Annotated in this window: 22 protein-coding genes; 12 read left to right on the top strand and 10 right to left on the bottom strand. The window is 44.8% G+C overall.

Features of this window, described 5'->3' with window-relative positions; translation table 11 throughout:
- Positions 1 to 10: 10 nt before the first annotated feature.
- Both dacB and FJQ87_RS10850 read right to left on the bottom strand, forming a co-directional pair.
- On the bottom strand, positions 11 to 1507 hold the full coding sequence (dacB, locus tag FJQ87_RS10855; RefSeq protein WP_140932643.1) for a D-alanyl-D-alanine carboxypeptidase/D-alanyl-D-alanine-endopeptidase: 1497 nt from the start codon (positions 1505 to 1507) through the stop codon (positions 11 to 13).
- Positions 1504 to 1689 (bottom strand): hypothetical protein, encoded by a 186-nt coding sequence (locus tag FJQ87_RS10850; RefSeq protein WP_140932642.1) that lies wholly within the window; start codon positions 1687 to 1689, stop codon positions 1504 to 1506. The genes dacB and FJQ87_RS10850 overlap by 4 nt, the downstream gene beginning before the upstream one ends.
- 292 nt (positions 1690 to 1981) lie before the next feature.
- Here FJQ87_RS10850 and pssA point away from each other — a divergent pair, with 292 nt between their 5' ends.
- Complete coding sequence (gene pssA, locus FJQ87_RS10845; protein WP_140934082.1) at positions 1982 to 3295, top strand: CDP-diacylglycerol--serine O-phosphatidyltransferase; 1314 nt, start codon at positions 1982 to 1984, stop codon at positions 3293 to 3295.
- A 260-nt stretch (positions 3296 to 3555) separates the two neighbouring features.
- Here pssA and fadE read toward each other — a convergent pair whose 3' ends face one another.
- On the bottom strand, positions 3556 to 6003 hold the full coding sequence (gene fadE / locus FJQ87_RS10840; protein ID WP_140932641.1) for an acyl-CoA dehydrogenase FadE: 2448 nt from the start codon (positions 6001 to 6003) through the stop codon (positions 3556 to 3558).
- 231 nt (positions 6004 to 6234) lie between these two features.
- On the opposite strand from fadE, the gene FJQ87_RS10835 reads away from it, so the two are divergent.
- Positions 6235 to 7026 (top strand): class II glutamine amidotransferase, encoded by a 792-nt coding sequence (locus FJQ87_RS10835; RefSeq protein WP_140932640.1) that lies wholly within the window; start codon positions 6235 to 6237, stop codon positions 7024 to 7026.
- On the opposite strand, the gene FJQ87_RS10830 is transcribed toward FJQ87_RS10835, so the two are convergent.
- Both FJQ87_RS10830 and FJQ87_RS10825 read right to left on the bottom strand, forming a co-directional pair.
- Complete coding sequence (locus FJQ87_RS10830; RefSeq protein ID WP_140932639.1) at positions 6979 to 7728, bottom strand: DUF3108 domain-containing protein; 750 nt, start codon at positions 7726 to 7728, stop codon at positions 6979 to 6981. The two genes, FJQ87_RS10835 and FJQ87_RS10830, sit on opposite strands and share 48 nt — an antisense overlap.
- Positions 7729 to 7741: 13 nt before the next feature.
- On the bottom strand, positions 7742 to 8095 hold the full coding sequence (locus tag FJQ87_RS10825; RefSeq protein WP_140932638.1) for an MGMT family protein: 354 nt from the start codon (positions 8093 to 8095) through the stop codon (positions 7742 to 7744).
- Between the two features lie 246 nt (positions 8096 to 8341).
- Between FJQ87_RS10825 and def the strand changes: the two genes are divergently transcribed.
- Positions 8342 to 8833 (top strand): peptide deformylase, encoded by a 492-nt coding sequence (def, locus tag FJQ87_RS10820; RefSeq protein WP_140932637.1) that lies wholly within the window; start codon positions 8342 to 8344, stop codon positions 8831 to 8833.
- A 5-nt stretch (positions 8834 to 8838) separates the two neighbouring features.
- Positions 8839 to 9351 (top strand): tRNA-uridine aminocarboxypropyltransferase, encoded by a 513-nt coding sequence (locus FJQ87_RS10815; RefSeq protein WP_168195178.1) that lies wholly within the window; start codon positions 8839 to 8841, stop codon positions 9349 to 9351.
- A 53-nt stretch (positions 9352 to 9404) separates the two neighbouring features.
- On the opposite strand, the gene FJQ87_RS10810 is transcribed toward FJQ87_RS10815, so the two are convergent.
- The 5 genes from FJQ87_RS10810 to FJQ87_RS10795 form a co-directional block, all read right to left on the bottom strand.
- The gene (locus FJQ87_RS10810; protein WP_140934081.1) at positions 9405 to 10091 is read right to left on the bottom strand and encodes a hemolysin III family protein; all 687 of its coding nucleotides are present in this window, start codon (positions 10089 to 10091) and stop codon (positions 9405 to 9407) included.
- Positions 10092 to 10728: 637 nt separating this feature from the next.
- On the bottom strand, positions 10729 to 11478 hold the full coding sequence (locus FJQ87_RS10805) for a hypothetical protein (RefSeq protein ID WP_140932635.1): 750 nt from the start codon (positions 11476 to 11478) through the stop codon (positions 10729 to 10731).
- An 8-nt stretch (positions 11479 to 11486) separates the two neighbouring features.
- Positions 11487 to 11657, bottom strand: coding sequence for a hypothetical protein (locus tag FJQ87_RS18700; protein ID WP_168195177.1), 171 nt, complete (start codon positions 11655 to 11657; stop codon positions 11487 to 11489).
- A gap of 212 nt (positions 11658 to 11869) precedes the next feature.
- On the bottom strand, positions 11870 to 12124 hold the full coding sequence (locus FJQ87_RS10800) for a Rho-binding antiterminator (protein ID WP_140932634.1): 255 nt from the start codon (positions 12122 to 12124) through the stop codon (positions 11870 to 11872).
- On the bottom strand, positions 12125 to 12412 hold the full coding sequence (locus FJQ87_RS10795; protein WP_206194341.1) for a DUF2024 family protein: 288 nt from the start codon (positions 12410 to 12412) through the stop codon (positions 12125 to 12127). It abuts the gene before it with no gap.
- A 113-nt stretch (positions 12413 to 12525) separates the two neighbouring features.
- Here FJQ87_RS10795 and FJQ87_RS10790 point away from each other — a divergent pair, with 113 nt between their 5' ends.
- From FJQ87_RS10790 to FJQ87_RS10760, 8 genes are all read left to right on the top strand, one after another.
- The gene (locus FJQ87_RS10790) at positions 12526 to 13125 is read left to right on the top strand and encodes a MarR family transcriptional regulator (RefSeq protein ID WP_206194340.1); all 600 of its coding nucleotides are present in this window, start codon (positions 12526 to 12528) and stop codon (positions 13123 to 13125) included.
- Between the two features lie 472 nt (positions 13126 to 13597).
- A complete protein-coding gene (locus FJQ87_RS10785) occupies positions 13598 to 17083 on the top strand; it encodes a CHASE domain-containing protein (protein ID WP_140932632.1) in 3486 nt (1161 codons plus the stop codon).
- A complete protein-coding gene (locus FJQ87_RS10780) occupies positions 17080 to 18396 on the top strand; it encodes an urea ABC transporter substrate-binding protein (RefSeq protein ID WP_240778694.1) in 1317 nt (438 codons plus the stop codon). Before FJQ87_RS10785 ends, FJQ87_RS10780 begins: the two co-directional genes overlap by 4 nt.
- Entirely contained in the window at positions 18380 to 21652 is a 3273-nt protein-coding gene (locus tag FJQ87_RS10775; RefSeq protein WP_140932631.1) for a response regulator, read from the top strand. The genes FJQ87_RS10780 and FJQ87_RS10775 overlap by 17 nt, the downstream gene beginning before the upstream one ends.
- Position 21653: 1 nt before the next feature.
- Positions 21654 to 21776, top strand: a complete 123-nt coding sequence (locus FJQ87_RS18970; protein WP_276613139.1) for a hypothetical protein — start codon at positions 21654 to 21656, stop codon at positions 21774 to 21776.
- A 45-nt stretch (positions 21777 to 21821) separates the two neighbouring features.
- The gene (locus FJQ87_RS10770; protein ID WP_140932630.1) at positions 21822 to 22931 is read left to right on the top strand and encodes a response regulator; all 1110 of its coding nucleotides are present in this window, start codon (positions 21822 to 21824) and stop codon (positions 22929 to 22931) included.
- Positions 22932 to 23400: 469 nt separating this feature from the next.
- The gene (locus tag FJQ87_RS10765) at positions 23401 to 24117 is read left to right on the top strand and encodes an AzlC family ABC transporter permease (RefSeq protein ID WP_140932629.1); all 717 of its coding nucleotides are present in this window, start codon (positions 23401 to 23403) and stop codon (positions 24115 to 24117) included.
- Positions 24114 to 24416, top strand: coding sequence for an AzlD domain-containing protein (locus FJQ87_RS10760; protein WP_140932628.1), 303 nt, complete (start codon positions 24114 to 24116; stop codon positions 24414 to 24416). Before FJQ87_RS10765 ends, FJQ87_RS10760 begins: the two co-directional genes overlap by 4 nt.
- Positions 24417 to 24739 lie beyond the last annotated feature (323 nt).

Genomic DNA, 24739 nt, shown 5'->3' with positions numbered 1-24739 from the left:
CGCATTGTCGTTAATGGCTCTGTTGCTGCAGTACTTGCTTTAAAACTGTCGGAGCCAAGGACAAGTATGCTGCGGGTGGCTTAACTTGTTCCTTACGCGTATTTGGGAATGATTGTGATTTAATGGCGTTGGTACCAGGTACCCCATTTTCTAGAATGACAAAACTTACCTCACCTTGTGAGGTTGTTAAGTATCCCGCTAAATTATTCACACCAGCCATACCACCGGTCTTGGCCGCTACCACGCCCGCTAAAGGCTCCTTGGTGAATCCAGATTTATATCTCAGGGTTCCTGACTTACCCGCTATGGGTAAGCTGCGTTTAATCACCGCAAGTTTGGGGTCGCTATTAATTAATTGCAGCACTTGTCCAAGCTGCGCGGCTGTCATTTGGTTATAGCGCGATAAGCCTGAGCCATCTTCAAAGCTAGCGCCATCAAGGGTAATTCCTGCGTCTTGTAAAATACTCACCATGGCCTTAACGCCAGCGGCGAAACTCCATTCTTGATATGTTTTCTGGCCTAATTGTTTGAGTAGTGAATCCGCAATTAAATTGTTTGAATCCAGTAAGCATTGTTGTATCAGCTCTTGTAGGCTGCGCGATGGCATGATTTTTTTAGCAATTAGGCTAGTGTTGCCAGTCGTGAGCTCGACTGATGTAGCCTGACTCACTTCGTGTTGTTGTTGTAGCGCCCTAATATCACCGTTTAAGGTAATCTTCTGCGCAATTAACCATTGGCGAATAAGTGCTTGATTGGCCGCTTGCGGCGAATCAATGGCAAGGCGCAAGTTAACGGTGGAGCTTGCGTTTATGCAGCCACTAAGTTGAGTTTTATTAACGCCGATTTGGCTTGCTCGCAGCACACACTCTGCGTTATCGCTAAATTGCGCCGTGCTGGTGAGTTCAAGGATGTTAGGGGCTATGGCTGTAATGCTGCTTGATAATCCTGCCGCGCTTAAGCTTGCCTGTTGGCAATTGCCATTGATGTTAAAGGCACTGACGGGGGCTGCGTAACAAATAGATAATTCATCCCACAACCAGCCTGACGCTCGCTCATCAGGATAGCTAGGTAAGTGCAGTTGTTGGTGGGATAAAATAATATCGCCAGCAATGTGCTTAATGCCTAAGCGCGAGAGCTCAGATAATAATTGATGGAGCTTATCAAGGGAAAAGCTAGGATCGCCGCTATAGTTGATATGAATATTGCCGTTTAGCACATGGTTTTCTAGTGAGCCTGTGACGGTGAGCTCAGTATCAAAGCTTACATCTGGCGCTAGAGCGAGCACTGCCGCGGTTGTCACTAGTAGTTTTTGGGTGCTCGCCGGAATTAATAGTTGATTAGCATTTACGGTTTGTATTTGCTTGTCAGGCCATAACAGCCACAGCGCGTTATGAGTCGTGAGGGACTTATGTTGAGTGACAGCATCCCCTAAAGACGGTAAGTCACTCGCATAAGAGTGACTACTAAAGGCTAACGCGCTGAGTACTGCTAAGGTAATGATTTTCATACATCTTGCGGCATTTTTGATTCAAGCAAACGATGCAAGGTAAAAGTCACCATAAAGACTAATAACATAAAGATAGGAACAATAAACAAGCCAAGTTGGCTCTTAAAATGGAACAGTCCATAAGCGGCCACTAAGGTCAGCACTAAGGTTAATAATGCCGATAACAATGCAGATTTAGTCATAAAACAGTCTCAAAAATGTGATGCTTGATTGTAACAAGTGTGCTGGTCACAGCCTAGGGGCAAGGTTTATTAAATGTGGTTAACCAACATAAGCATGATTTTCTGTGAAGGATTTAACTGCTATGATGCACAGCTTTAGGCATTTATCTGAGTTTCGGGCGAAAACGCTTGCCCATTGTTAACTAAGTCGGTAATTTCTCACCTTATTGTTTATATTGGCAATTTGATGAAATTCTCCACAATCGATACCGACACGATAAGTTTGCCATTTATTTTGTTTAAGGAGGAAGCCTTGCTGAGTAAGCTTGGTGGGATAAGACTAGAACCAGAATCTTTGCATTGGTTATTAGAACCAAAGCTATTTAAGAATGAGTTGCTCCAGCGTATCGCCAGTGCAAAGCATGCCATTTATTTGGCCGCCTTGTATCTTGAAGACGACGAAGCTGGGCGTGAGGTTCTTGATGCGCTGATGGCGGCTAAACAACAAAATCCGGCGTTAGACGTTAAGGTGTTTGTTGATTTTCATCGTGCTCGTCGTGGTTTGATTGGTCATAAAGGCGATAGTGGTAACTATTTACGTTACCGTCGAGTCAACCAGTTGGCAGAGCATCCAATTGATATCTTAGGTGTTCCGGTTAAAACCCGTGAACTCATGGGCGTATTACACCTTAAAGGTTTTGTGATTGACGATACCGTACTGTATAGCGGTGCGAGTCTCAATAACATCTACCTGCAACAATTCGATCGCTATCGTTTTGACCGCTACTATGTGATTGAATCGCCTGAGCTTGCGACTAGCATGCGCGAATTGATGTTATCAAGCCTAGTCAATGATCCTGCCGTATCAAGTTTGACGCAGCAGCCAAGTGATGAAGTCTTACCAGCTAAAGTTGACATCCGCAATTTTAAAAAGCGTTTAGGGGCGGCTCGTTATCAATTCACACCGCAAAAATTTGGGACTCGGGTTACGCCACTCATTGGCCTAGGTCGCAAAAACAATCAGCTTAACCGCGCCATCTTAGCGATGATAGATCAAAGTGAGCAGTCGGCTTTTATTTGTACGCCTTACTTTAATCCACCTTTGGCCTTAGTGCGGGCGCTGAATAAGCATTTACGCAATGGCAAGCGCCTCGACATAGTCGTAGGTGATAAAACGGCTAATGATTTTTATATCTCACCAGATAAGCCTTTCAACACTATTGGCGGCGTCCCTTATCTGTACGAGCAATCACTGCGAAAGTTTGTCACTAAGCAGCAATGGGCCATAGATAATGGTTTGCTTAATATCCATATCTGGAAGCATGAGAACAACAGCTTTCATTTAAAAGGCTTAAGTGTTGATAATAAGCGCCACTTGCTGACAGGCTCTAACCTGAACCCAAGAGCGTGGGCACTGGATCTCGAAAACGGCTTATTGCTGAGTGACGAGCAAGGGGTATGGGCTGATAAGTTTAAAGCTGAGCAAGAGTTCATTTTGACTCACACTGAGCGCTTATATCACTACAGCCAGATTGATACTATTGATGAGTATCCTGCGCCAGTAAAAACCTTGATGACTCGCATTAACCGTATTAAAGCTGGTTTTTTGCTAAAACGCATTTTGTAATCAGCTTAACTTAATCAGTTACTTAAGTTACTTGAACTGCTTTAGTTATTTGCTTTAGTTACTTGCTTTAGTTGACTTGTTTTGTCGCAAGCGCCTTTAGGTCAATCATTGCCTTACCATCATAAAAATAGCCCTCGGATGAGGGCTATTTTTTTATGGTTAAGTGTGAGGCCAAAATTTGGCTCATAAAAAATGCCGGAGTTAACCGGCATTTTAAATGCGTGTAACTGGCGCTGAATTCGCCAATGACTCGCTATTGACTAGGCTGCCTGGTGGGCGCGCTCATTGCTGAGGTTGTTGGCCATTAATTCCTGCGGGTCAAAATCATCGACATTAATCGATGCCATTCGGCCAATTTCTGCTTGAACTAACAGTTCCACTTCCTCGTCTTTCAATATGCCTAACGCTTTACCCTCTGCGGCAATTTTATCTAGCCACATGAAGGGCAGTTTTTCGCCTTTAGCTTGGCAGACTTTCTCATATAAGGGCTCAGCTTTCAGAATATCTCTCAAGGTTTGCTCTTGAATGCCAACGGCATTGTTCGGGCAGTTTTGCCAAAATTGACCAGCACCTAAACGCTCACGACTGGCGCTTGGGGTTTGCATGATGACGGCGACTTTATGATCAAGCACATCGCTTGGGCGCTTAAATGGGCGACCAAAAGGCAGGATTAAAGGACGCAGCACTAAGCCCAATTTAGCAGGGAAGTTATCTAATAACTCATCTAATGCCGTTTGCGCTTTAAATAATGCATCTTCCACGCCCCATTGTAGCAAGGGTAAATCAGCCTTCTGACGGCCTTCATCTTGATAGCGCTTAAGGGCGGCGCTTGCCAAATACATTTGACTTAGAATGTCACCAAGGCGTGCTGAAATCCGCTCTTTGCGTTTTAAATTGCCGCCTAGGGTTGCCATGGCTAAATCGCTTAACAAAGCCATATTGGCGCTGAGGCGATTAAGGTGCTGATAATACCGCTTAGTTTGATCGCTATAAGGACTATTGCTGAAGCGTGAGTCTGTGATCCCAAACCATACACTTCTGACTAAATTGCTGATGGTAAAGCCAATATGGCCAAAAATGGCAGCATCAAAATCACTCAGTCCTTGATGTGGGTCTGGATTAAAGGCCGCGTCCATTTCCGTTAATACATAGGGATGGCAGCGAATAGCCCCTTGTCCATAAATGATCATAGAGCGGGTTAAAATATTGGCGCCTTCAACGGTAATGGCAATGGGCGCGGCTTGATAACCACGGCCAAGGTAGTTATTCTGGCCAAGACACACGCCTTTACCGCCATGAATATCCATAGCATCGATAATTGAGCGCTGCATTCTATCGGTTAAGTGATATTTAACTATGGCGGAAATAACGGAAGGCTTTTCACCTAAATCAATGGCAGTAGTGGTTAAACTGGTTACGCCATCCATTAAATAAGCATTACCACCAATACGCGCCATTGGCTCTTCAATGCCTTCAAGCTTACCAATTGGCAGCTTAAACTGACGGCGAATGCGGGCGTAAGCGCCGGTTGCTAACGCCATCGTCTTAACGCCACCAGTGGCATTGGAAGGTAAGGTGATGCCGCGACCTACGGATAAACATTCAACCAACATGCGCCAACCTTGGCCGGCCATGCTTGGGCCACCAATAATGTAATCCAGCGGTACAAATACGTCTTGGCCGCGCGTCGGACCATTCATGAACATACAATTGAGTGGAAAATGGCGCCGGCCGGTTTCAACCCCTGGGGTGTTGGTGGGAATTAAGGCGCAGGTGATACCAAGCTCTCGTACATTACCTAATAACTTTTCTGGGTCGTGCAATTTAACCGCGAGCCCCAATACAGTCGCAACTGGCGCTAGGGTGATATAACGCTTGTTCCATGTTAAGCGCATACCCACAATTTCTTTACCTTGCCATTGGCCTTTACACACTATGCCAACATCAGGAATAGAGCCCGCATCACTGCCTGCTTCTGGGCTTGTGAGGGCAAAACAAGGGATATCTTCACCTTTAGCTAGGCGCGGCAGATAATAATTCTTTTGCGCTTCAGTGCCATAGTGTTGCAGTAACTCGCCAGGGCCTAATGAATTCGGTACCCCTACGGTTGAGGCCAGCTCAGTACTGACACCTGAGAGCTTTTGTAGTACCCGCGATTGCGCGAACGCTGAAAACTCTAAACCACCGTACTTTTTCTTAATGATCATGGCAAAAAAGCCGTGCTCTTTTAAGTATTGCCAAATTTCAGGCGGTAAGTCGGCTAACTGGTGAGACACTTGATGTTGATTTAACATGGCGCACACTTGCTCAACTGGGCCATTGATAAACGCTTGTTCTTCTACAGATAAATGTGGCACTGGATAGTTATGGAGTTTTTTCCAATCCGGATTACCCGCAAATAAATCGGCTTCCCACCAGGTGGTTCCTGCATCAATCGCTTCTTTTTCGGTGCGTGACATTTCAGGCATGATACCGCGATATATTTTTAGCAGAGGCCGGCTGATAACGCTTTCTCTGAAGGATGAGACATTCAAAGGTAAGCTAATGGCAGCAAAGACTAGCCATGAGTACCAACCTATAACATCTATGCTAGTACCAACAATCATAACTACAGCAATAGCTAGCGTGGCCGACATCAGAGTGACTCTGAGGTAAGCCGCACTCGCCATTACGGCAATTAGCGCGAGGATCCAAATCGAGGTAGTCATGTAAATCTCCTTTCGACTAAATTTACCAACATAACTTGCAGGTTAAAACTTTGGTCCAACTCACAAGCTCTGCTTGTGGTCTGACCTCAATGGTGGCTAAAAGTTAAACTTTCATCATTAAGAATACAAGATCATTTAAACAATTGTTTAAATGCTTGTGAAACTTTGTTGTGTAAACTCGGTTTTATGCGGGTTACACTGCGATTGGGCTTGAGTCGTTAAGGAGATTTTATGTGCGAGTTATTGGCCATGAGCGCTAATGTGCCAACGGATATAGTGTTTAGTTTCACTGGATTAGCCGAACGTGGTGGCATCACAGGCCCGCATGTTGATGGTTGGGGTATCACCTTTTATGAAGGTAAGGGTAGTCGCACCTTTAAAGATGCTTGCCCGAGCAGCCAATCTGAAATTGCCTCACTGATTAAACGCTACCCGATTAAAGCTGAAGTGGTGGTTAGTCACATACGTCAAGCCAATCGCGGCGCCGTATGTTTGGTCAATACCCATCCGTTTAGCCGTGAGTTATGGGGACGCAATTGGACTTTTGCCCATAATGGTCAATTGACTGACTACGAAGACAAGTTAACCCCTTTGCGATTTACCCCTGTGGGCAACACTGACAGCGAACTCGCCTTTTGTTGGCTTTTAGATAGTCTGGTGGATAAGTTTGGTTATCAAGCGCCACCTGAGATACGAGCAGTATTTGATTACATAGCCACGTTAGCGAATGAACTGCGCGCCTTAGGCGTGTTTAATATGTTGCTGTCGGATGGGGATTATTTGCTGAGTTTTTGCAGTAATAATCTATGTTTTATTACTCGCAAGGCGCCATTTGGGGAGGCAAGATTAGTCGATACCGATGTGGTGATTGATTTTAATAAAGAAACCACACCTAACGATGTGGTTTCTGTGATAGCCACGCGGCCGCTGACGGATAATGAGCATTGGCAGACATTAGCGTCTGGGCAGTGGTGTTTATTCCGGCGCGGCGAGTGTTGCCACATCAGCGAAGTGGTAACTTAGCAGCATAATATCTAACTGCTTACTGCCTTTTTCATAATGTGTAAGACGCACTGGTAAATAGGCTAAGTCGGGCGCCATCCAAAAAAAGGTTTGGCGCTTAGTGCTATCGCGCACCACTTCAATCTTGATAGTGTCATAGGTGCCGCTGGCTATCTTCATTCTTTCTTTGCCGATAATGGTGAATTGATAATCATCGACTTCACCTTCTTTCACCATCTTATAATCAAGCGGTTTTTTATCGGCCTCTAAATCCATACGAAACTGCAACTGCACCATCATGGGATCATAAATATCACTGGCAAATGGAAAATCGAATTTCTCTTTTTTATAGCGCGTGGTGATTTTGCTTAAATCGCCAATAAAGGCGGTTTGTTCTTGATAGTCTGGCCCTGTGCCGCTTCTGTCTTGAAAATAGCGAACCGGTACTAATTGGCGCGGATTAGTGGGGGAGACTGAAAATTCACTCACAATAGTGCGCACATCGCTTAAACCCACTAACGACAGTGCACTATCAAATTGATAACGATAAAGATTATCTTGCGCAGGCGCTAAGTTATAGCGCGCTTTGCCCAGTTCAATATTACCATAATTGACTTGATATTCTGCCTGCTGCGGGACTAAGACAGGGTCGATACTGGCGCTAGCACTGGCGCTAACCATAGGGCAGAGCAGCGATAGACCAAGAAAAATGCGGGATTTCATCGTAGGATGCCCTCTAAAAAGATAATGAAAAAATGAGTGTGGCGGCGTCCGGATGCCAAAGGTACTGCTTGAGATTAACTCGGCCATGATTAACTTGGATAGCTTCTAAACGTAAAAGTTCTATTTGCTTGAAATAAGAGGGATTTCCTTTTGCAATCGCGATTTTTCCTTGGCTATTAATCACTCTGTGCCAAGGCAGTGAGTCATGGCTTGCTTGCGCCAACGCATAAGACACATACCGAGCCTTGTGCAGCAGGCCAGCATAATCAGCAATGCGGCCATAGGTGGATACTTGCCCAGCGGGGATCATTTTCACCACAGTTTGGATACGTTCAATATCGCTTAATGGTTTGCTGTTATTCAACACAGGTTGACCTCGTGATATCTGCTGAGCAATAGCTTAAACATCAACGTTATGATAAGCAACCAAGGGTTAGCACCGGATGAGTACCAGCCATGGCTAATTGGAATCGAATGACTTGATGAAAATCCACGCAAAAAAACCATCGATTACTGCAATCTGTGATTGTGTTTGGCCATTTAGTGCATTTTCATAGATAATGCCGCCAGATTATAACGGCCGCGTTAAATGGCACATGCAAGAGAATAGAAAATGGCAGTTTTAGAAATTTTACGAGTCCCAGATGAGCGCCTTAAGCGTCCGGCCACTACCGTCACTGATGTTAATGCAGTTTCTGGTCTTATCGATAACTTGTTAGACACTTTATATCAAACCGAAGATGGTATTGGTTTAGCCGCCACTCAAGTCGGTAGCCCACATGCAGTGATTGTGATTGATTTATCAGAAAATCGCGATCAACCATTGGTGCTTATCAACCCAGAAATCGTAGAACAAAGCGGCGAATACGAAGGCGAAGAAGGCTGTTTATCTGTGCCTACTTTTTATGCCAAAGTTAAACGCTTCCAACGCGTCAAAGTAACCGCGCTTGATCGTGAAGGTCAGGAACTGGTCATAGATACCGATGAGTTTTTAGCGATTGTATTGCAACATGAGATTGATCATCTGCGTGGCAAAATTTTCATCGAACATTTGTCGCAGTTAAAGCAGCAAATGGCACTGAAAAAAGTTCGCAAGCTTAAATAGTCTGCTTGAACATTATCTTATTAACCCACGAACGCGAGTTCGAGCGGGTCAGCAATACCGGGCAATGGGTTATTAATGCATTGCCCCTGCGGTCTGAACGCCGTTTGTGGTCACGCACAGCGCCAGATCAAGCCTTAGTGAATGACTTAGCCAGTGGTAAAGCGCGTTTGGTATTTCCGAGTTCAGAAATAACCAACACCAGCCTGATGGATGCAGATACTAATGCTAATTCATGCAAACATGCTAATTTTGTAAGCACGCTTGAGTGCACTGCGCTAGTGCTGATAGATGCCACCTGGCAAGAAGCGCGCAAGATGTGGCGTCAAAGCCCATATCTACAACAAGCATCTTTGTATCCGCTATTACCGACTGAGCCTTCGCAATATGCCCTTAGGCGTAATCAAGTGCCATCAGGGCTCTCAACCGCTGAATGCGTGATTGCATTATTTAAGCAGCTGAATGAACCTGATAATGCAGATATCATCCAGCAGGTTTTTGAGCAGATGAATCAAAGATAAGTCATAGCGACTTATCTTTGTGCTTTTTTGATTAAGGGTTTACGTCTTAATCATTAGATGACAGTGAGATACACGCACAGAAAGTGACTTAAGGCGCCCAATAATACAAATATATGCCAAATTGCATGGTTATAAGGAATGCGTTTACTGGCATAAAACACCACGCCAACACTGTAAAATAAGCCACCAGCAAGTAACAATCCAAATCCAAGCGCCGACATACTGGCAATTAATTCCGGCATAACAGTCACGCACAGCCAGCCCATTATTAAATATAAGACCAAACTTAGCTTTTCAAATTTATGAATAAATAAGGTCTTAAAGACTATCCCCGCTAAGGCCAAGCCCCATATCGCCAGTAAAATATAATCGGCGCTAGCAGATTGCAGGCTAATTAACATCAGCGGCGTATAAGTGCCTGCTATCAGTAAATAAATGGCGCAGTGGTCGGCCAGTTTTAGTTTCTTCTTTAAGTCCGCATCTTTAACGCTGTGATATAAAGTGGAGCATAGAAATAGTAAAACAATGCTGAGGCCATAAGCTAATACCCCCAGCAGCTGCACAAGGTTTAACACTGAATAGCCCTTCAGCAGCATGAATAGCGTGGCTAAGACACCAGCAACCACACCCACGCCATGGCTAATGCTATTGGCCATTTCCTCGGATGAGGAGTAGGGCGCAGCAAGTGTCTTGCAAAGGTGGGTCGAGCCTGCATTGGTTGCTATTGGTTTATTGGGCATGGTTTTTATTGTCATGTGTTAGCCAGAGACATCTTGTGGACTCATTGGACTTCAGTCTATCAGTGCGCTTTTCAATGCACAACCCAAATGGCGTACACGTGTACACTGAATTTAAATTGATACGCAATGGCTTAGAATATCGTAGGTGGTAAGTGTTGCGGTAGGACTGGTTGTTAGTGATGTTAGGGATTGTTTTATGCTAAATACGTAGACATAACTTGTGGCGTAATACCTTGCATAGCTTTGTCGACATCATGGACAGTGTGTAGAGTATTGGACTGCGTAAACGTTAGTGGTGCTAATTGTCAGAGAAAAACTTATTTTTAGCCATCGGCTTGATTTGTTACACCACGTAGGCAGGTGCTTATTCATTAAACTAAAACATTCCTGTTTTAGACGAGCACTGGCGTAACAATACCTAATTATGTGCGATGGCTTAGGTTGGTACGCCAGTCCTGACTTTCATCATATTTTGCTAATAATTGTTGTTTGGTTGATATATTGCCAAAGCGGAAGCCGGCCTAGGATGGAGGACGGCGTTGTCTTTAAGTTGTTCCTGGGGTGAATTAAATCGACACCCCAGAATAAGGCGCGCTAACTATTACCTCTAAGTCATACCGCGAGATACCATCCTCCTCTAATTGAGCTTTTTAGCTTGCTCTGGCCAAGTGGCGGGTAATGATAAATCACCCGAGGCAACATCAAACACTTCAGTTACACAAAGTAACGGCTGATGCATATTGGCATTAATTTTTAGGGCTGCGGTTACGCCGTCATAATTGAAGTTAGTGGGAAATCCAATTTCCTTTAGTGGTACTTTTACTGCAAGCGTGTCTTTATCAAATGAAAATGCATATCCTGGCGAGTCAAGATACAAGGGGACTCCCGGCCATGTTGCAGGCACCTTAGGTTTGTCACCCTCGGCAATATCACGGACTTTTAATCCTTTGGCACCACATTGCTCATCACTGACAAGTACTACCCAATGTGAATGCCAGTCATCGCCATCATTGGCTGGATTACCATCCTTATTCTCATCATATAATGGGGTGTCATCAAAGTCTGGGTGGGTCGTCATCACGAGCGCAACAATGCCTTTCTTGCCATCAAAACCTATGACAGATGAGTCCAAGGTTGTTGGCCATACATAACTTAACACTTCGGCTCCCGCGAATTTGCCACCATTGCCGCTCGGTTTCTCCTTGCCAGCCGTACCTAATACCACTTGTTCAAAGACGAGATCTGTCCCTTCCTTAAAGACTCGGGTATGGACAATGTCAAAATCTGCCTTAGTTAGGGATTTTACGGCATGAATACCACCAGGATTATGAGCCGCAGCCTGACCAATACATGCCGAGGCTAGCGCAACTAACATTAACTTTTTCATAAATGACCTCACGCTAACGCGAAAATCGGTGCACTGACATTAATGTGCAGTACTTTGCCATCAACAACGAGTGCAGGAACTAAATTCACTCCCTGCGTTTGTGCCTTTGCAACCAACGAGGGTTTTTCTCTTAAATGTACTGCTAAAATCTGGTATTTACTGTTATCTATCATGCTCATAATAGTTTCTATAACACTACACACATGGTGCAAGCGCCATGGCAAAACGTCAGTGTAAACGTATAGAAAACGTAATAGCTTTCATCGTTAAGGCGCCACTAACTGCATAATTGATGCGTGTTGTTGCCAAAGTTCTGCGCTGGCCTTGACGGCAACGAAAGAGTTTTTTCTCACTCTCCTTTATTGGCCACTGTTTTTATAAGATATTTTAGTTAATTTATTGCTTTCTTAAACCAAATTTTGTGTGGCTGGGCTGAAGCCGGTTTAATTTCTACCATAGCTATGTCGAGCAATGGCACCTCCAGCAAACCTTGGTCAGTCACGAGTTGTAAAAACTCTTGCTGTGATTGGCAGCGGGTGTCCTTAGCCACTCCTGCGACTTTGCTACCATCCATCAGATAAACCAATACGATTTCATGATGCATGCACATAATTTCGATGTGGTCATGTAAGTGGCAATCCAGCATTTAATAGCTCTCCAAGGTTGGCGCTACTGGTGAACACCCCTCAAGCTTGAGAATAAAATGTTTATGCTGACTGATGGCTGCGACTACTTCTGCTGAGGCAATCTCGTTGTGGCAAAAACTGCAGGATTGCTGGTGGATATCTTGCAATATCACTCCTTGCTGCGCTAAAAACTGTGTCGCATAGCGCTCAGCATTAGCGCTTTCCTCAGGTGTTACTAACACACCAAAATGCAAGTAACGGCCTGTGGTAGTGGTGACATGGGTATCGAAAACCTGAATCTTCATCATTTGACCTCGAAAAAAGTATCGAGTCGAAACTAATTTTGAGATTAGTTTCGACTCGATACAAAGTCAAGCTATACTAAGGCTATATTTAACGTACGACCCATAGGACAATTGTAGTGGCAGAATTCTTTGATTATTTAGAACGATTGAACAGTCTCATTCGCAGTTGGCAGCGTGATGACCAGGTGTTATCTCAGGTGCCAGCCATTCAATTAAGCGCGTTACGCTATTTGAGTATTTGCAATCATTACTCAGATACTCTGATGGGAGTGACTGATTATCTGGGGTTGACCAAAGGAACGGTATCTCAGTCATTAAAAGTACTAGAAGAGCGAAAATGGCTGTATAGAGAGCAAGATCTCCAGGACAAGAGAATCGTCCACTTGCAGTTAACTGATGAAGGTAAAGCCATCAGTCAACGACTGAGTGCAGCCGATGCTCTCAAGCTTGCGTTGACACAATTGGGACCTGAATTTTCGTCACACTTGACTAATGGTCTGCATACATTGCTCAGCACTCTGCAAAAAAATGAGCACAGAAATAGTTTTGGAGTATGCCAATCTTGCCGGTTTCATGAGACTCAAGCCGCTAGGCCTTTTTGCGGATTGACTAAGCAAGCGCTGCCAATGGCAATGATTGATCGCATATGCAGAGAGCATCAAGTTAACGCAGACGAGTGCGAATCTTTAATCGGTGAAAATAAGCATGGCAAGTGAACCACCACTTTTATGATGAGAGTTAGGGACATATTTAGCCTTTTTGATGCACGCCAGTTATCAGGTGATTGATGGTGTCCCGCGGTTAATGAGTTTGCTCGACTCAGTTTAAACTCAGTGTTGAATCAAGCGGCGCGCGCACAGGCAAAGGGTTAACTCCAGTCTTCCATTATTGGATATTAGTGATGGTAACTATGTATAAAATAAGCAGAACGGCAAAACTAGTCTAACCTTAAGTTGTTAACACTTTTTAGTGACTTTTATTTGAGAAAAGGACTTTAAAATAAATGTCTTATATATTACCGCCGCGACCTTTTTATTCTTCACTCTTCTTGTTTCAGCTAATTGCAATCTTATTCCCCATGGCAGTACCAGTGCCAATGCACTAAAGAGGCAGGCACTCAACCGAGCATTGACACTGACTTGGAGTTGAAATTATGACATGCAACCATCAAGGGATTGAGGCATTGAAATGACACCAACATCGCCACATCTTAACCAGCGCTCGCGCTCTAAACTCATTAAGGCGAGCAAATTACATTGGAGCCATTGGCTGATTATTGTGGCTTCGCTAGTGTTAACTATCGCCATCTGGAAATTTGAGGACGCAAATACTACTCAAAAATTAGAAGAGCGCTTTAGCAGTGAAACGGCAAATCTGATCGAACTGGTAATAGAACGCATGCAGCTGTATGAAGACGCGCTGTGGGGCGGCGTGGCTCATCTTGATGTGACTGACGGCCAGACCACCGCCGCGCAGTGGCAACGCTACGCCGACAGTTTGCGCATAGACAAAGCCTACCCAGGCATTAACGGCATTGGCGTTATCTATAACATCAAAAAAAATGCGCTTGGTGAGTATTTGCAGCAGCAAACTGCGCTGCGTCCCGGTTTCACGATTCACCCAATTCATGAACAAAATGAGTATTGGCCAATTACTTATATTGAGCCGCTTGGCATTAACCGTAAAGCTGTGGGTTTAGATGTTGCCTTTGAAACCAATCGCTACATAGGTGTGCAAAAGGCGAGAGACACAGGTATGGCGCAGCTCACCGCCCCCATAGTGCTGGTGCAAGATGCCCATAAAACGCCGGGATTTTTACTCTATGCGCCTTTTTATAAAAATGGACAGCGACCCGAGACCATAGAACAGCGGCGTGAAGCGATTATTGGCGTCACTTACGCGCCATTTATTATGTTTAAACTGATGAAAGGGGCGTTATCGCAGCAGCATCGCTTAGTCAGCGTCAAAATCACAGATTCAGGGGATTTACTCTATGAGGATACGGCTAATGACGGCATAAATAGTATCGACCCCGATGCTATGTATTCCAAGACGATAACCAAGGAGATATATGGCCGTACTTGGACTTTTGATGTGCAGTCTAACCTTAAATTCCGTGAGCAGGCCGATGTTAACCAACCTTACTTTATTCTGGCGGCGGGTATCTTAATACAAGCGTTGATACTTGGCCTTTTTATTGTATTAACTCGGGAAAATCGCAAGGCTCTGGCCTATGCCGACGAGATGACAGAAGCGTTACAACAGCAAGCCCGCGCTTTGCAAGCGAGTAATAAAGAATTAGAGCTAACCACCTTAGAAGCGCAGCAAGCCTCTCAAAAGCTTATCGAACAGCAATTTGCCTTAGATCAACACGCGATTGTGACCATTACGGATGTTAAAGGCACCATCACTTACGCCAATGACAAGTTCTGTGAGATTAGCGGGTATTCAAGAGATGAATTACTCGGTAACAATCACCGCCTAGTTAATTCAGGTGTTCATGACGTCGCTTTCTTTAAGCGCATGTACAAGACCATAGCCCATGGCCGAGTTTGGCATGATGAGGTGTGTAACCGAGCTAAAAATGGCGAGCTTTATTGGGTTGAAGCGACGGTTGTGCCTTTTATGGATAGTAATAATAAACCAATAAATTATATTGCTATCCGCACAGATATTACCGAGCGTAAATTAGCGGAAGTGTCCATCCAAAAGGCCATGGAAGAGGCTGAATCTGCCAACCGAGCCAAAAGTGAATTTCTGGCTAACATGAGCCATGAAATCCGTACCCCGATGAATGGCGTTATAGGTATGAATAATCTGCTATTGGATACCAATCTGAATACCGAGCAGCATAACTATGCCAAAACGGTCAAAAGCAGTGCCGAGTATTTACTGACCTTAATCAATGATATTCTTGATTTTTCTAAGATAGAGGCAGGCAAGCTTGAGCTTGAAGCCATAGATTTTGATGTTGAACTTATGGTAAGTGAATTGGGTAAGGCCATAGCCTTTCAAGCCCATGAGAAAGACTTAGAGCTGATTTTACCTGCCAACCCAATTCATCATCAATGGTTTAACGCCGATCCCAGCCGGTTGCGCCAAATACTCACCAATCTGTTAGGAAATGCCATCAAGTTCACTGAACGCGGTGAAGTGGCGGTCTATTACAGCGTGCAGCAACAAAGTGAATCCCATGCGTTAGTACGATTTGACATCACAGATACCGGCATTGGTCTCAGCACCGAGCAGCAAATAGGCCTATTTGACCGTTTTAGCCAAGCTGATGGCTCCACTACCCGCAAGTACGGGGGGACAGGATTAGGCTTAGCGATTAGTAAGCAACTGGTGGAATTAATGGGGGGCGAAATCGGTGTAAAAAGTACGCCTGGCAATGGTTCGACGTTCTGGTTCACTCTTCATCTTGCGCGGGCTAAGAGTCAGCCTTCTGAACCAGTTAGCTCCGATTTGAAGACTCAAAAAATATTGATAGTGGACGATAATGCTACTAATGGGCGACTACTAGAGCAGTTACTCAGTGATTGGCAAATAGACCACCAGCGGGTTGATAATGCGGCGGCCGCATTAATTGCATTGCATAGCGCCGCTAACGGTGGCCACCCTTATACGATTGCCATCATTGATAGATTAATGCCCATTATGGATGGATTACAGTTAGGCAGGACAATCAAAGCAGATCTTAGCATTAACACCACCCGTTTACTGCTACTTAATACCCAAGGTCAACGCGGCGATGCGAAAAAGTTTAAGGGCGCAGGGTTTGACGGCTACCACAGTAAGCCCATAGAGCCGTCTTTGCTTTACAGCGAGCTACTGAAAGTTGCGCAAATAACACCAGCTAATATTGAACTAGCGACTCAGCATATAAGTCGCGAGCTGCCACAATTTAATGCGCGAGTGTTGGTGGTAGAAGACAATGCTACTAACCAATTGGTGGCCAAGGGCATGCTAGCAAAGTTTGCGGTGCGTATTGATGTAGCAGGTAATGGCAAAGAGGCGTTAGCCGCCCTTGCACAGATCCCTTATGACTTAGTGTTTATGGATTGCCAGATGCCGGTGATGGATGGTTATGAAGCCAGTCGGCATATTCGTGATGCGCACTCACAGGTTAAAAATCAAAGTGTGCCCATCATAGCGATGACAGCTAATGCCATGCAGGGCGATAGAGAACAATGCCTCGCGGCGGGCATGAGCGATTACATCGCTAAACCCATAGATCCCGCCAAACTGCAACGAGCCCTCAGTGAATGGCTTCCTGCTCGTTGCCAGCCGCGTGTTACTAAAGAACTAGAACCAGACTGTGGCTCTCAAGCCATGGCAATAAAACAGGAACCGGTGTTTGACTTCCCAGCCTTTAGTGCTCGTCTGATGAATGATAAAAATCTGATTAAAATAGTGGTGGACGCTTTTCTCGCTGATATTCCAGCGCAGATTGCTCAGTTGCGAGCTGCACTTATCGCTGCCGACCTAAAACAGGCCGCCGCGCAAGCTCATCAGATCAAGGGCGCGTGCGCGAATGTGGGCGCTATGGTATTGAGTGACATAGCTAAAACTATGGAGCAAGCTCGGGATATCGACACGTGTTGGGAAGCCATGCCGTTACTCGAACAAGCGTTTGCAGCATTGAAAATCGCTATGGACGAGGCGCAGACATGACCCACTCTTTGCCGGCAGCGAGTGCCGTCATACGCACTATTACGACCCTATTTTTTTGTGCTTTATGCTGCATTATGGTGGCAAGTTGTACTGAAAAGTCAGAAACAATCAAAGTCGGGGTGTTGCACTCATTAACGGGCACCATGGCGATTAGTGAAAAGTCGGTAGTCGATGCTACCTTAATGGCGATTGATGAAATTAATGCCAGTGGCGGGCTATTAGGGCGCCAGATAGAAGCTGTTGTTGTTGATGGCGCGTCAGATTGGCCGGCTTTTGCGCGGGAGGCCGAGGCGCTCATTACCCAAAAAAAGGTGGCGGTTATTTTTGGTGGATGGACATCAGCAAGTCGCAAAGAAATGAAACATGTCGTGGAAAAACATGATCATCTGCTGTTTTACCCCGTCCAGTACGAAGGCTTGGAGCAATCGACCAACATCATATATACCGGCGCTACGCCTAACCAACAAATCATGCCCGCCGTTAAGTGGAGTGTGGAAAACCATGGTAAACGGGTTTTTCTGGCGGGCTCTGACTATGTGTTTCCGCGCTCGGCAAATAAGATCATTAAAAAACAGCTGATTGCTTTAGGGGCTGAAGTCGTAGGCGAATATTATATCCCGTTAGGAGATATGAATAGCGATGACATGACAGATGCTATTTTGCGCAGCAACGCGGATATTATTCTAAATACCATTAATGGCGGCAGTAATTTACCTTTCTTCAAACAATTAAATCAAAAGAACATTAATATCCCAGTCATGTCCTTTAGTATTGCCGAAGACGAACTGCTTCACTTAGATATCAAAGCCATGGCGGGCCATTACAGTGCCTGGAACTACTTTCAAAGCTTGCCTTCCGCTGTTAACAAAGCCTTTGTGGCGCGTTTTAAATACAAGTACGGTGAGAGTAGAACGACCAATGCTGCGATGGAGGCCGGCTATGTTGGTGTCTATTTATGGTCGAGCGCTGTTCAAGCCGCCAACACCACTGACCCGTCCACACTTAGACAATTCTTGAAAGGCGTGAGCTATGACGCCCCCGAGGGTAACGTCATTATTAGCGCTATTAATAATCATCTGTGGAAACCGCTTTATATCGGCCAAATACGTGAAGATGGTCAGTTTGATATTGTGTGGTCGCAACAAAAGCCTATCAGACCTTTGCCATTTCCCTCTTACCAAACCATTGAGCAGTGGAATGAATATCTAAACACCTTATATCAAGGCTGGGGGGAAAGTTGGGCCGCGCCACCAAGGGTTAGTTCAGCACCAATGACAACAATGGAGGGGCAATATTTTGAACATTCAAAATAAAATCTCATTCACCTTTGTGTTGCTCACCACGGTTTCTGTTGGACTACTTACTTATATCGCGACCGATAATGCGGTTGGCTCGCTTAAAAGTGAGGTGGAAAACACCTTAAATAGTATTGCTGATTATAAAGCCATGCAATTTTATGATCATATTGAAAATCATGAGGAAGGCTTGTCGAGTTTTGCGTCAAATCCCTGGACTGCAGAAGCCTTATCTAAGTTGTCAGCGAGCTTTAAGCTCGGGGTTGATAGTGATGACTATAAGACAACTGATGCTTTTTATCGTGATGGTTTTTCGCAGATTTTAGCCCGCATGGGGGGCTATGATATTTTTCTCATCAATCCAGAGGGGGATGTCGTGTTTAGCATCGCCCATGAAACTGATTTTGCAACCAACTTGAAAACTGGCGCGTATAAAGACACATTACTGGCTGAGTCTTTTGATGATGCCGCGACTTTACTTGAAACCAAAACCAGTGAATTCAAACCTTATTCGCCCTCGCAATGGAATTTGAAGCAAGATCAAGCCAAACCCCAAGCCCAACCCATTAGCACCAACAAAGCGGGCATTGAGTTACATAGCGCCTTTATTGCCGCGCCAGTTTTTCAAGGGGAAGCACTGATAGGAGTGTTGGCGTTTCAAGTGAATACCGATCGCTACAATGATTTATCTGCCGATTATTCAGGCCTTAAACAAACTGGTGAAGTGGTTATTGGTAAGCTTGAAGACAATTATGCCACGGTTATTACGCCGTTAAGACGTTCAGCGTCTGCGGCGTTTAATCTAAGTTACCCAATTGGCAGTGCCTTAGCTGTGCCACTGCAACGAGCTGTCCAAGGAGAGAGAGGCTCTGGGCTTTCTGTCGACTATAAAGGTGACAAGGTTTTAGCCGCTTGGCGCGCTATCCCGGAATTGAATTTTGGCTTTGTAGTTAAAGTGGATGTTGCCGAGGCTTTTGCCGCCGCAGAGCAATTAAAAATCAAGCTGTTGTTAATTGGTTTGTTGATATCGGTGATCGCCGGTTTGACTGCATTTTATATATCACGAAAAATCAGCTATCCCATTCAAATGTTGCTTAAAGCCGTTGTGAAAATAGCCGCAGGTGGCAATTTTAATGAAAAAATCACGATAACGGCTAACGATGAAACTGAAGAATTAGCACAAGCATTTAACGTGATGAATCAAAAACGCTTTGAATATGAAGCGTCACTAAAAGCGAGTCATCTTGAAACTCAAAAAGCGCTCGCAGACTTAGCCAAACAGAAGTTTGCCCTCGACCAACATGCCATTGTCGCCATCACAGATGTCAGGGGCAATATCACCTTTGTTAATAATAAGTTTTGTGAAATTAGTGGCTTTAGTGAAACTGAGCTATTGGGGCAAAATCATCGTCTGTTAAATTCAGGTCATCACGATCCGCAATTTTTTAAAGATATGTACCGCTCCATTAGCCGTGGTATCACCTGGAATGCCGAGATTTGCAATCAGGCCAAAGATGGTCATTTGTATTGGGTCCATACCACCATAGTTCCCTTCATGAACAGTGCCAATAAGCCCGAAAGTTATATTGCCATCCGCACCGACATCACCGCGAGCAAATTAGCCGAAGTGTCTATCCAAATGGCTAAGGAAGAGGCGGAATCGGCTAACCGTGCCAAAAGCGAATTTTTGGCCAACATGAGTCATGAAATTAGAACTCCGATGAATGGCGTGATAGGGATGAACAATCTGCTACTGGATACTAACCTTAATGCCGAGCAGCATAACTATGCCAAAACAGTCAAAAGCAGCGCCGAGTCTTTACTGACCTTACTCAATGACATTCTCGATTTTTCCAAAATAGAAGCCGGCAAACTTGAGCTTGAAGCCATAGATTTTGATTTTGAACAGATGATAAGTGAATTGAGCAAGGCGATTGCACTGCAAGCCCATGATAAAAACTTAGAGCTGATTTCACCTGCAAGCCCATTACTTCATCAATGGTTTTGCGCCGATCCCGGTCGTTTGCGCCAAATACTGACTAACTTGCTGGGCAACGCCATTAAGTTTACCGAGCGCGGTGAAGTGGCTGTTTATTACAGCGTGCAGCAACAAAGTGAAACCCATTCTTGGGTACGATTTGACATCACAGATACTGGTATAGGCTTGAGCGAAGAGCAGCAAAGAGGGCTGTTTGATCGTTTTAGCCAAGCCGATGGCTCCACGACCCGCAAGTATGGTGGTACAGGGCTAGGATTAGCGATTTGCAAACAATTAGTGGAAATGATGGGCGGTGAAATTGGCGTGACAAGCGTATTGGGCAAGGGTTCTACCTTCTGGTTTACCCTTAATCTCGCGCGCGCTAAGGCTCAGCCTCCTGAGCCGGTCAGAACAGATTTGACCGCACAAAAGCTATTGATAGTCGATGACAATGCCACGAATGGTCGATTGTTGGAGCAGTTACTGAGCCATTGGCAAATAGACCACCTTTGGGTTGATAATGCCGCGGCCGCGCTGGTTGCTTTGCATGATGCCGCTAATGAGGGCGACCCTTACACAATTGCCATCATTGATAGGCAAATGCCCACCATGGATGGCTTGCAGCTGGGGAGGGCAATTAAAGCTGACCTTAGCATTAACACTACCCGCTTACTGTTACTCAATACTTCGGGTCAACGCAGCGATGCGCAAAAGTTCGAGGCTGCAGGGTTTGACGGCTTCCACAATAAGCCTATAGAGCAGTCTTTGCTTTACAACGAGTTACTAAAAGTCGCGCGGATCACGCCAGAGAGCGTCGAATCGGCTAGCCAGCATACAGGACGTGAACTGCCTCAATTTAATGCCCGAGTATTGGTAGTGGAAGACAATATGACCAACCAGCTGGTGGCTAAGGGACTGCTGAGCAAATTTGCAGTGCGTATTGATGTGGCCAATAACGGCCAAGAAGCGTTAATTGCCCTTACGAAAACCGCTTATGATTTAGTGTTTATGGACTGTCAGATGCCAGTGATGGATGGTTATGAAGCCAGTCGGCATATTCGCGATGAGCAGTCACAGGTTCAAAACCATGCAATTCCCATCATCGCTATGACAGCCAATGCCATGCAAGGCGATCGTGAACTATGTCTTGGGGCGGGAATGAGTGATTATATCGCCAAACCCATAGATCCCGCTAAATTACAACGCGCTCTGAGTGAATGGTTGCCGGCTCATTGTCAACTTGCTGCCAGCGAGACAGAACAAGGCAGCTCATTGCATCAAAGACACTTGCGCTAATATGAATAATGGCATTGAGCGATATCGCCAAGGGCGGATTAGCCAGAAAAAACACCATAGCCAGCAAGCCACGCCATCTTTACTACAAGGTTTTGCGGCACTGTATATGGTCATGAATAATTGATGTCACTGGATTGAATGAGACTCTTAAGGAATAAGGCAGATAGTCATGAATATACTGATCATCGAGGACGACCGTACTTCACAACTTATGCTGCAAAACATCTTGTCAGCATACGCAGTTACTTTGGTAGGGAGCGGCGAACAAGGCCTTGAGTTAATCGGTGAATGTCAGCCTGATCTAGTGATCCTTGATATCAACCTGCCAGGCATAGATGGTTACGAGGTCTGCCGCCAGTTAAGAGCCCGACAAGATACTCAAACCACACCTATTATTTTCCTGTCATCGTATCAGTCTTTGGAAGACCGCTTGGCTGCCTATGGCGCGGGCGGTAATGATTACATCAATAAACCCTTCGATGTCGACGAGCTCAAGCTCAAAGTGAGTCAGGTGCAGCAACAGGTTCAACTGCGTAAATCTGTTAATCAAGATCTGCGCATGACGCATCTACTGGTGCTGGGTGTACAGACCTCGGCTGCCAAAATTCAGAGTATTAGCCGCTTTATACAGGCCAGCCTGTTTATGCTCAACATGGATACTCTGACCCATTGTTTTTTCCGCATTGCTAATGAAATCGAGTTATCGTGCGTGTTGAAAATCGACACAGGCAACGGCATAAAATTATTGTCCACTAACTACAATGTCAGTCAGTTGGAAGATGAAATCCTGCAAATGTCGGGCAAAATCGAGCGCATCCATTCGTTCGGTAATGACAGGGCCATTTTCCGTTGGGATCATGCAACCTTGCTGGCTCGTAACGTCGGGGAAATGATAGATACCATAGCTATCTTCATGGATGCGCTGGAAGCCGGTATTAAGTCGGTACTGATTGAGGAAAAACTGCTGTCCCAAGTCGCCAATATCGAAATTCAAAACGCTGAAGCCATGGATAAAATGATGGAGTTATTCAGTTCCATGAATGAAGAAATCAAAAATACCATAGTGTCACTGGGGATTATTACTGGGCTGGATGAAGAGGAAGAAGACAGGATAAACGCAGTGCTTGATGGTTACAGTGAGCGTATCAGTCAAGAATTTCTGGCGCTCAACAATAACAGTGAATCACTGCGCCAGTTGATAAACGAGTTGCACACTCCGCCTGAAGGTTTGGAGCTCATGCAGGAGCAAGTTGTGACCGATGGTGTCGAATTTTTTTAATGTGTTGCAGCCGTTGAACTGCCTGACAGCAATAGCCTTGTAAGCAAACGGCGCTGTTGAATCATATGTTTGGCTCGTTCAACACTTAAATTGTTAAACATAACTGTTGTAGCTCAACATTTATTATGAAAATGATAGGCAGTCAATCATGCTGCTTGATGAATGCAATCGGGCAGCCTAGTGCAATTAAATCAAAGCAGTCATGATGACGCCATAGCTATTCATTATCTGCGTTAATTAACGCATTCAAGTCGCTAGGCTAGTGGCTATGTGCTGTTATCGGCCATGCAGGTAATTTCTGCCGCGGAATCAAGTAACGCTCTGTGAGTAAAGTATTCCCCCCGAAAGCATGGCATCTTAGAAACTTCTTCAATATGCTAATGAATTCAAATGTAAATTTGTACAAGCTAACAAATGCTAAATGCGTTAATTTATCTGTCACGCACTTACTATTGTGGTCGACCGACGAATGGAAGCTCAATCAGAACAGACAGTCACCAGCAGTAAACTTGATACTTTTTTTAAAGGCGCGTTAATGATACTCCCGCTTACTATCGCGGTGATCCCTTGGGGGATCCTTGCAGGCTCTTTTGCACTCGATGCTGGATTATCAGCGTTTGAAAGCCAAGCTATGTCAGCCTTAGTTTTTGCAGGCGCGGCTCAATTAGTGGCGGTTGGTATGATTAAATCTGGGATTGGGTTAACTAGCATTTTAATCACCACCTTACTTATCACATCAAGGCACTTTCTCTATGGCATGGCCATGCGTGAACAGATAAGTCCTATGCCCCTTAAATGGCGACTGACCTTAGGTTTTTTACTCACAGATGAGCTATTTGCCATTAGCAATCAAGGTAATCAACATAAGTTGGACCCTTGGTTTGCATTTGGCGGTGGCTTTAGTTTTTATTTAGGCTGGAATATCGCAACCGCCGCCGGAATAGTGGCGGGGCAAAGTTTACCGAATTTAGACAGTTGGGGACTAGATTTTGCTATCGCGGCCACGTTTATTGCCATAGTCGTTCCATCAGTGAAAAAACCATCCTTTCTTTTGTGTGTGTTGATGTCCTTAGTCACAAGTCTAGTGTGCGAACTTATGAATATCGAAGGTGGGTTAATTATAGCGGCGCTACTGGGTATGGCGAGCGGTGCACTTTACGCCAAACTCACGGGAGAGAACGCATGATTTGGTTAACTATCATTTCCATGGCGGCATTGGTCTTTGCCAGCCGATACCTGTTTCTTGAACCTAAACTACCGGTACGATTAAGTAAGAATACGTTAACCTTTCTCAGTTACTCGGCGCCTGCGGTACTCACGGCCATATTCGCCCCGATTGTGTTTATACAAGAAGGTACGCTCGATTTTAGCTTGGATAACAGCTATTTAATATGTGCCGTTGTTGCCACTATCCTTGCTTACACTACACGCAATGTCTTACTCACCACTTTGGTAAGCATGGGGTTGTTTTTCATGATTCATTGAATGACAACAAACACTTTAAAATCAATGTAATGCAATTTTTATGGGTGTCTACATTTCCATTATAACTAGACCCTAAGCGGTGCTGTGATGGCTTGTTATGAATAGCATTTAATGAAAGCTTAATTCGCTTGTTCATCCGATGAATAATGACTCTTGTCATACGACACCGTTACCTCATGACTAAAATTGAAAATACTTATTAATAGCCGCTAAATCTTGGTAACTAGCCATTCATCTAGCATATTCACTTAACCGTTTGCTGATCTACCAAGCCAATTTATACTGCAACTTGGATTAGATTATTTATCGAATGCCGCAGTTCT

The sequence above is a fragment of the Shewanella sp. SNU WT4 genome (genome assembly GCF_006494715.1).
GTDB lineage: Bacteria > Pseudomonadota > Gammaproteobacteria > Enterobacterales > Shewanellaceae > Shewanella.
The sequence above is the reverse complement of the archived record's forward strand: the minus strand, read 5'-3'. Positions and strand labels throughout refer to the sequence as shown.

Coding starts and splice junctions, on each gene's coding strand:
- FJQ87_RS10830 (WP_140932639.1), bottom strand. CDS start 7,728: ATGAAATCCCGCATTTTTCTTGGTCTATCGCTGCTCTGCCCTATGGTT.
- FJQ87_RS10765 (WP_140932629.1), top strand. CDS start 23,401: ATGGAAGCTCAATCAGAACAGACAGTCACCAGCAGTAAACTTGATACT.
- FJQ87_RS10785 (WP_140932632.1), top strand. CDS start 13,598: ATGACACCAACATCGCCACATCTTAACCAGCGCTCGCGCTCTAAACTC.
- FJQ87_RS10800 (WP_140932634.1), bottom strand. CDS start 12,124: ATGCTGGATTGCCACTTACATGACCACATCGAAATTATGTGCATGCAT.
- FJQ87_RS10850 (WP_140932642.1), bottom strand. CDS start 1,689: ATGACTAAATCTGCATTGTTATCGGCATTATTAACCTTAGTGCTGACC.
- dacB (WP_140932643.1), bottom strand. CDS start 1,507: ATGAAAATCATTACCTTAGCAGTACTCAGCGCGTTAGCCTTTAGTAGT.
- FJQ87_RS18970 (WP_276613139.1), top strand. CDS start 21,654: ATGAATAATGGCATTGAGCGATATCGCCAAGGGCGGATTAGCCAGAAA.
- FJQ87_RS18700 (WP_168195177.1), bottom strand. CDS start 11,657: ATGAGCATGATAGATAACAGTAAATACCAGATTTTAGCAGTACATTTA.
- FJQ87_RS10835 (WP_140932640.1), top strand. CDS start 6,235: ATGTGCGAGTTATTGGCCATGAGCGCTAATGTGCCAACGGATATAGTG.
- FJQ87_RS10805 (WP_140932635.1), bottom strand. CDS start 11,478: ATGAAAAAGTTAATGTTAGTTGCGCTAGCCTCGGCATGTATTGGTCAG.
- FJQ87_RS10795 (WP_206194341.1), bottom strand. CDS start 12,412: ATGATGAAGATTCAGGTTTTCGATACCCATGTCACCACTACCACAGGC.
- def (WP_140932637.1), top strand. CDS start 8,342: ATGGCAGTTTTAGAAATTTTACGAGTCCCAGATGAGCGCCTTAAGCGT.
- FJQ87_RS10770 (WP_140932630.1), top strand. CDS start 21,822: ATGAATATACTGATCATCGAGGACGACCGTACTTCACAACTTATGCTG.
- FJQ87_RS10760 (WP_140932628.1), top strand. CDS start 24,114: ATGATTTGGTTAACTATCATTTCCATGGCGGCATTGGTCTTTGCCAGC.
- FJQ87_RS10780 (WP_240778694.1), top strand. CDS start 17,080: ATGACCCACTCTTTGCCGGCAGCGAGTGCCGTCATACGCACTATTACG.
- fadE (WP_140932641.1), bottom strand. CDS start 6,003: ATGACTACCTCGATTTGGATCCTCGCGCTAATTGCCGTAATGGCGAGT.
- FJQ87_RS10810 (WP_140934081.1), bottom strand. CDS start 10,091: ATGCCCAATAAACCAATAGCAACCAATGCAGGCTCGACCCACCTTTGC.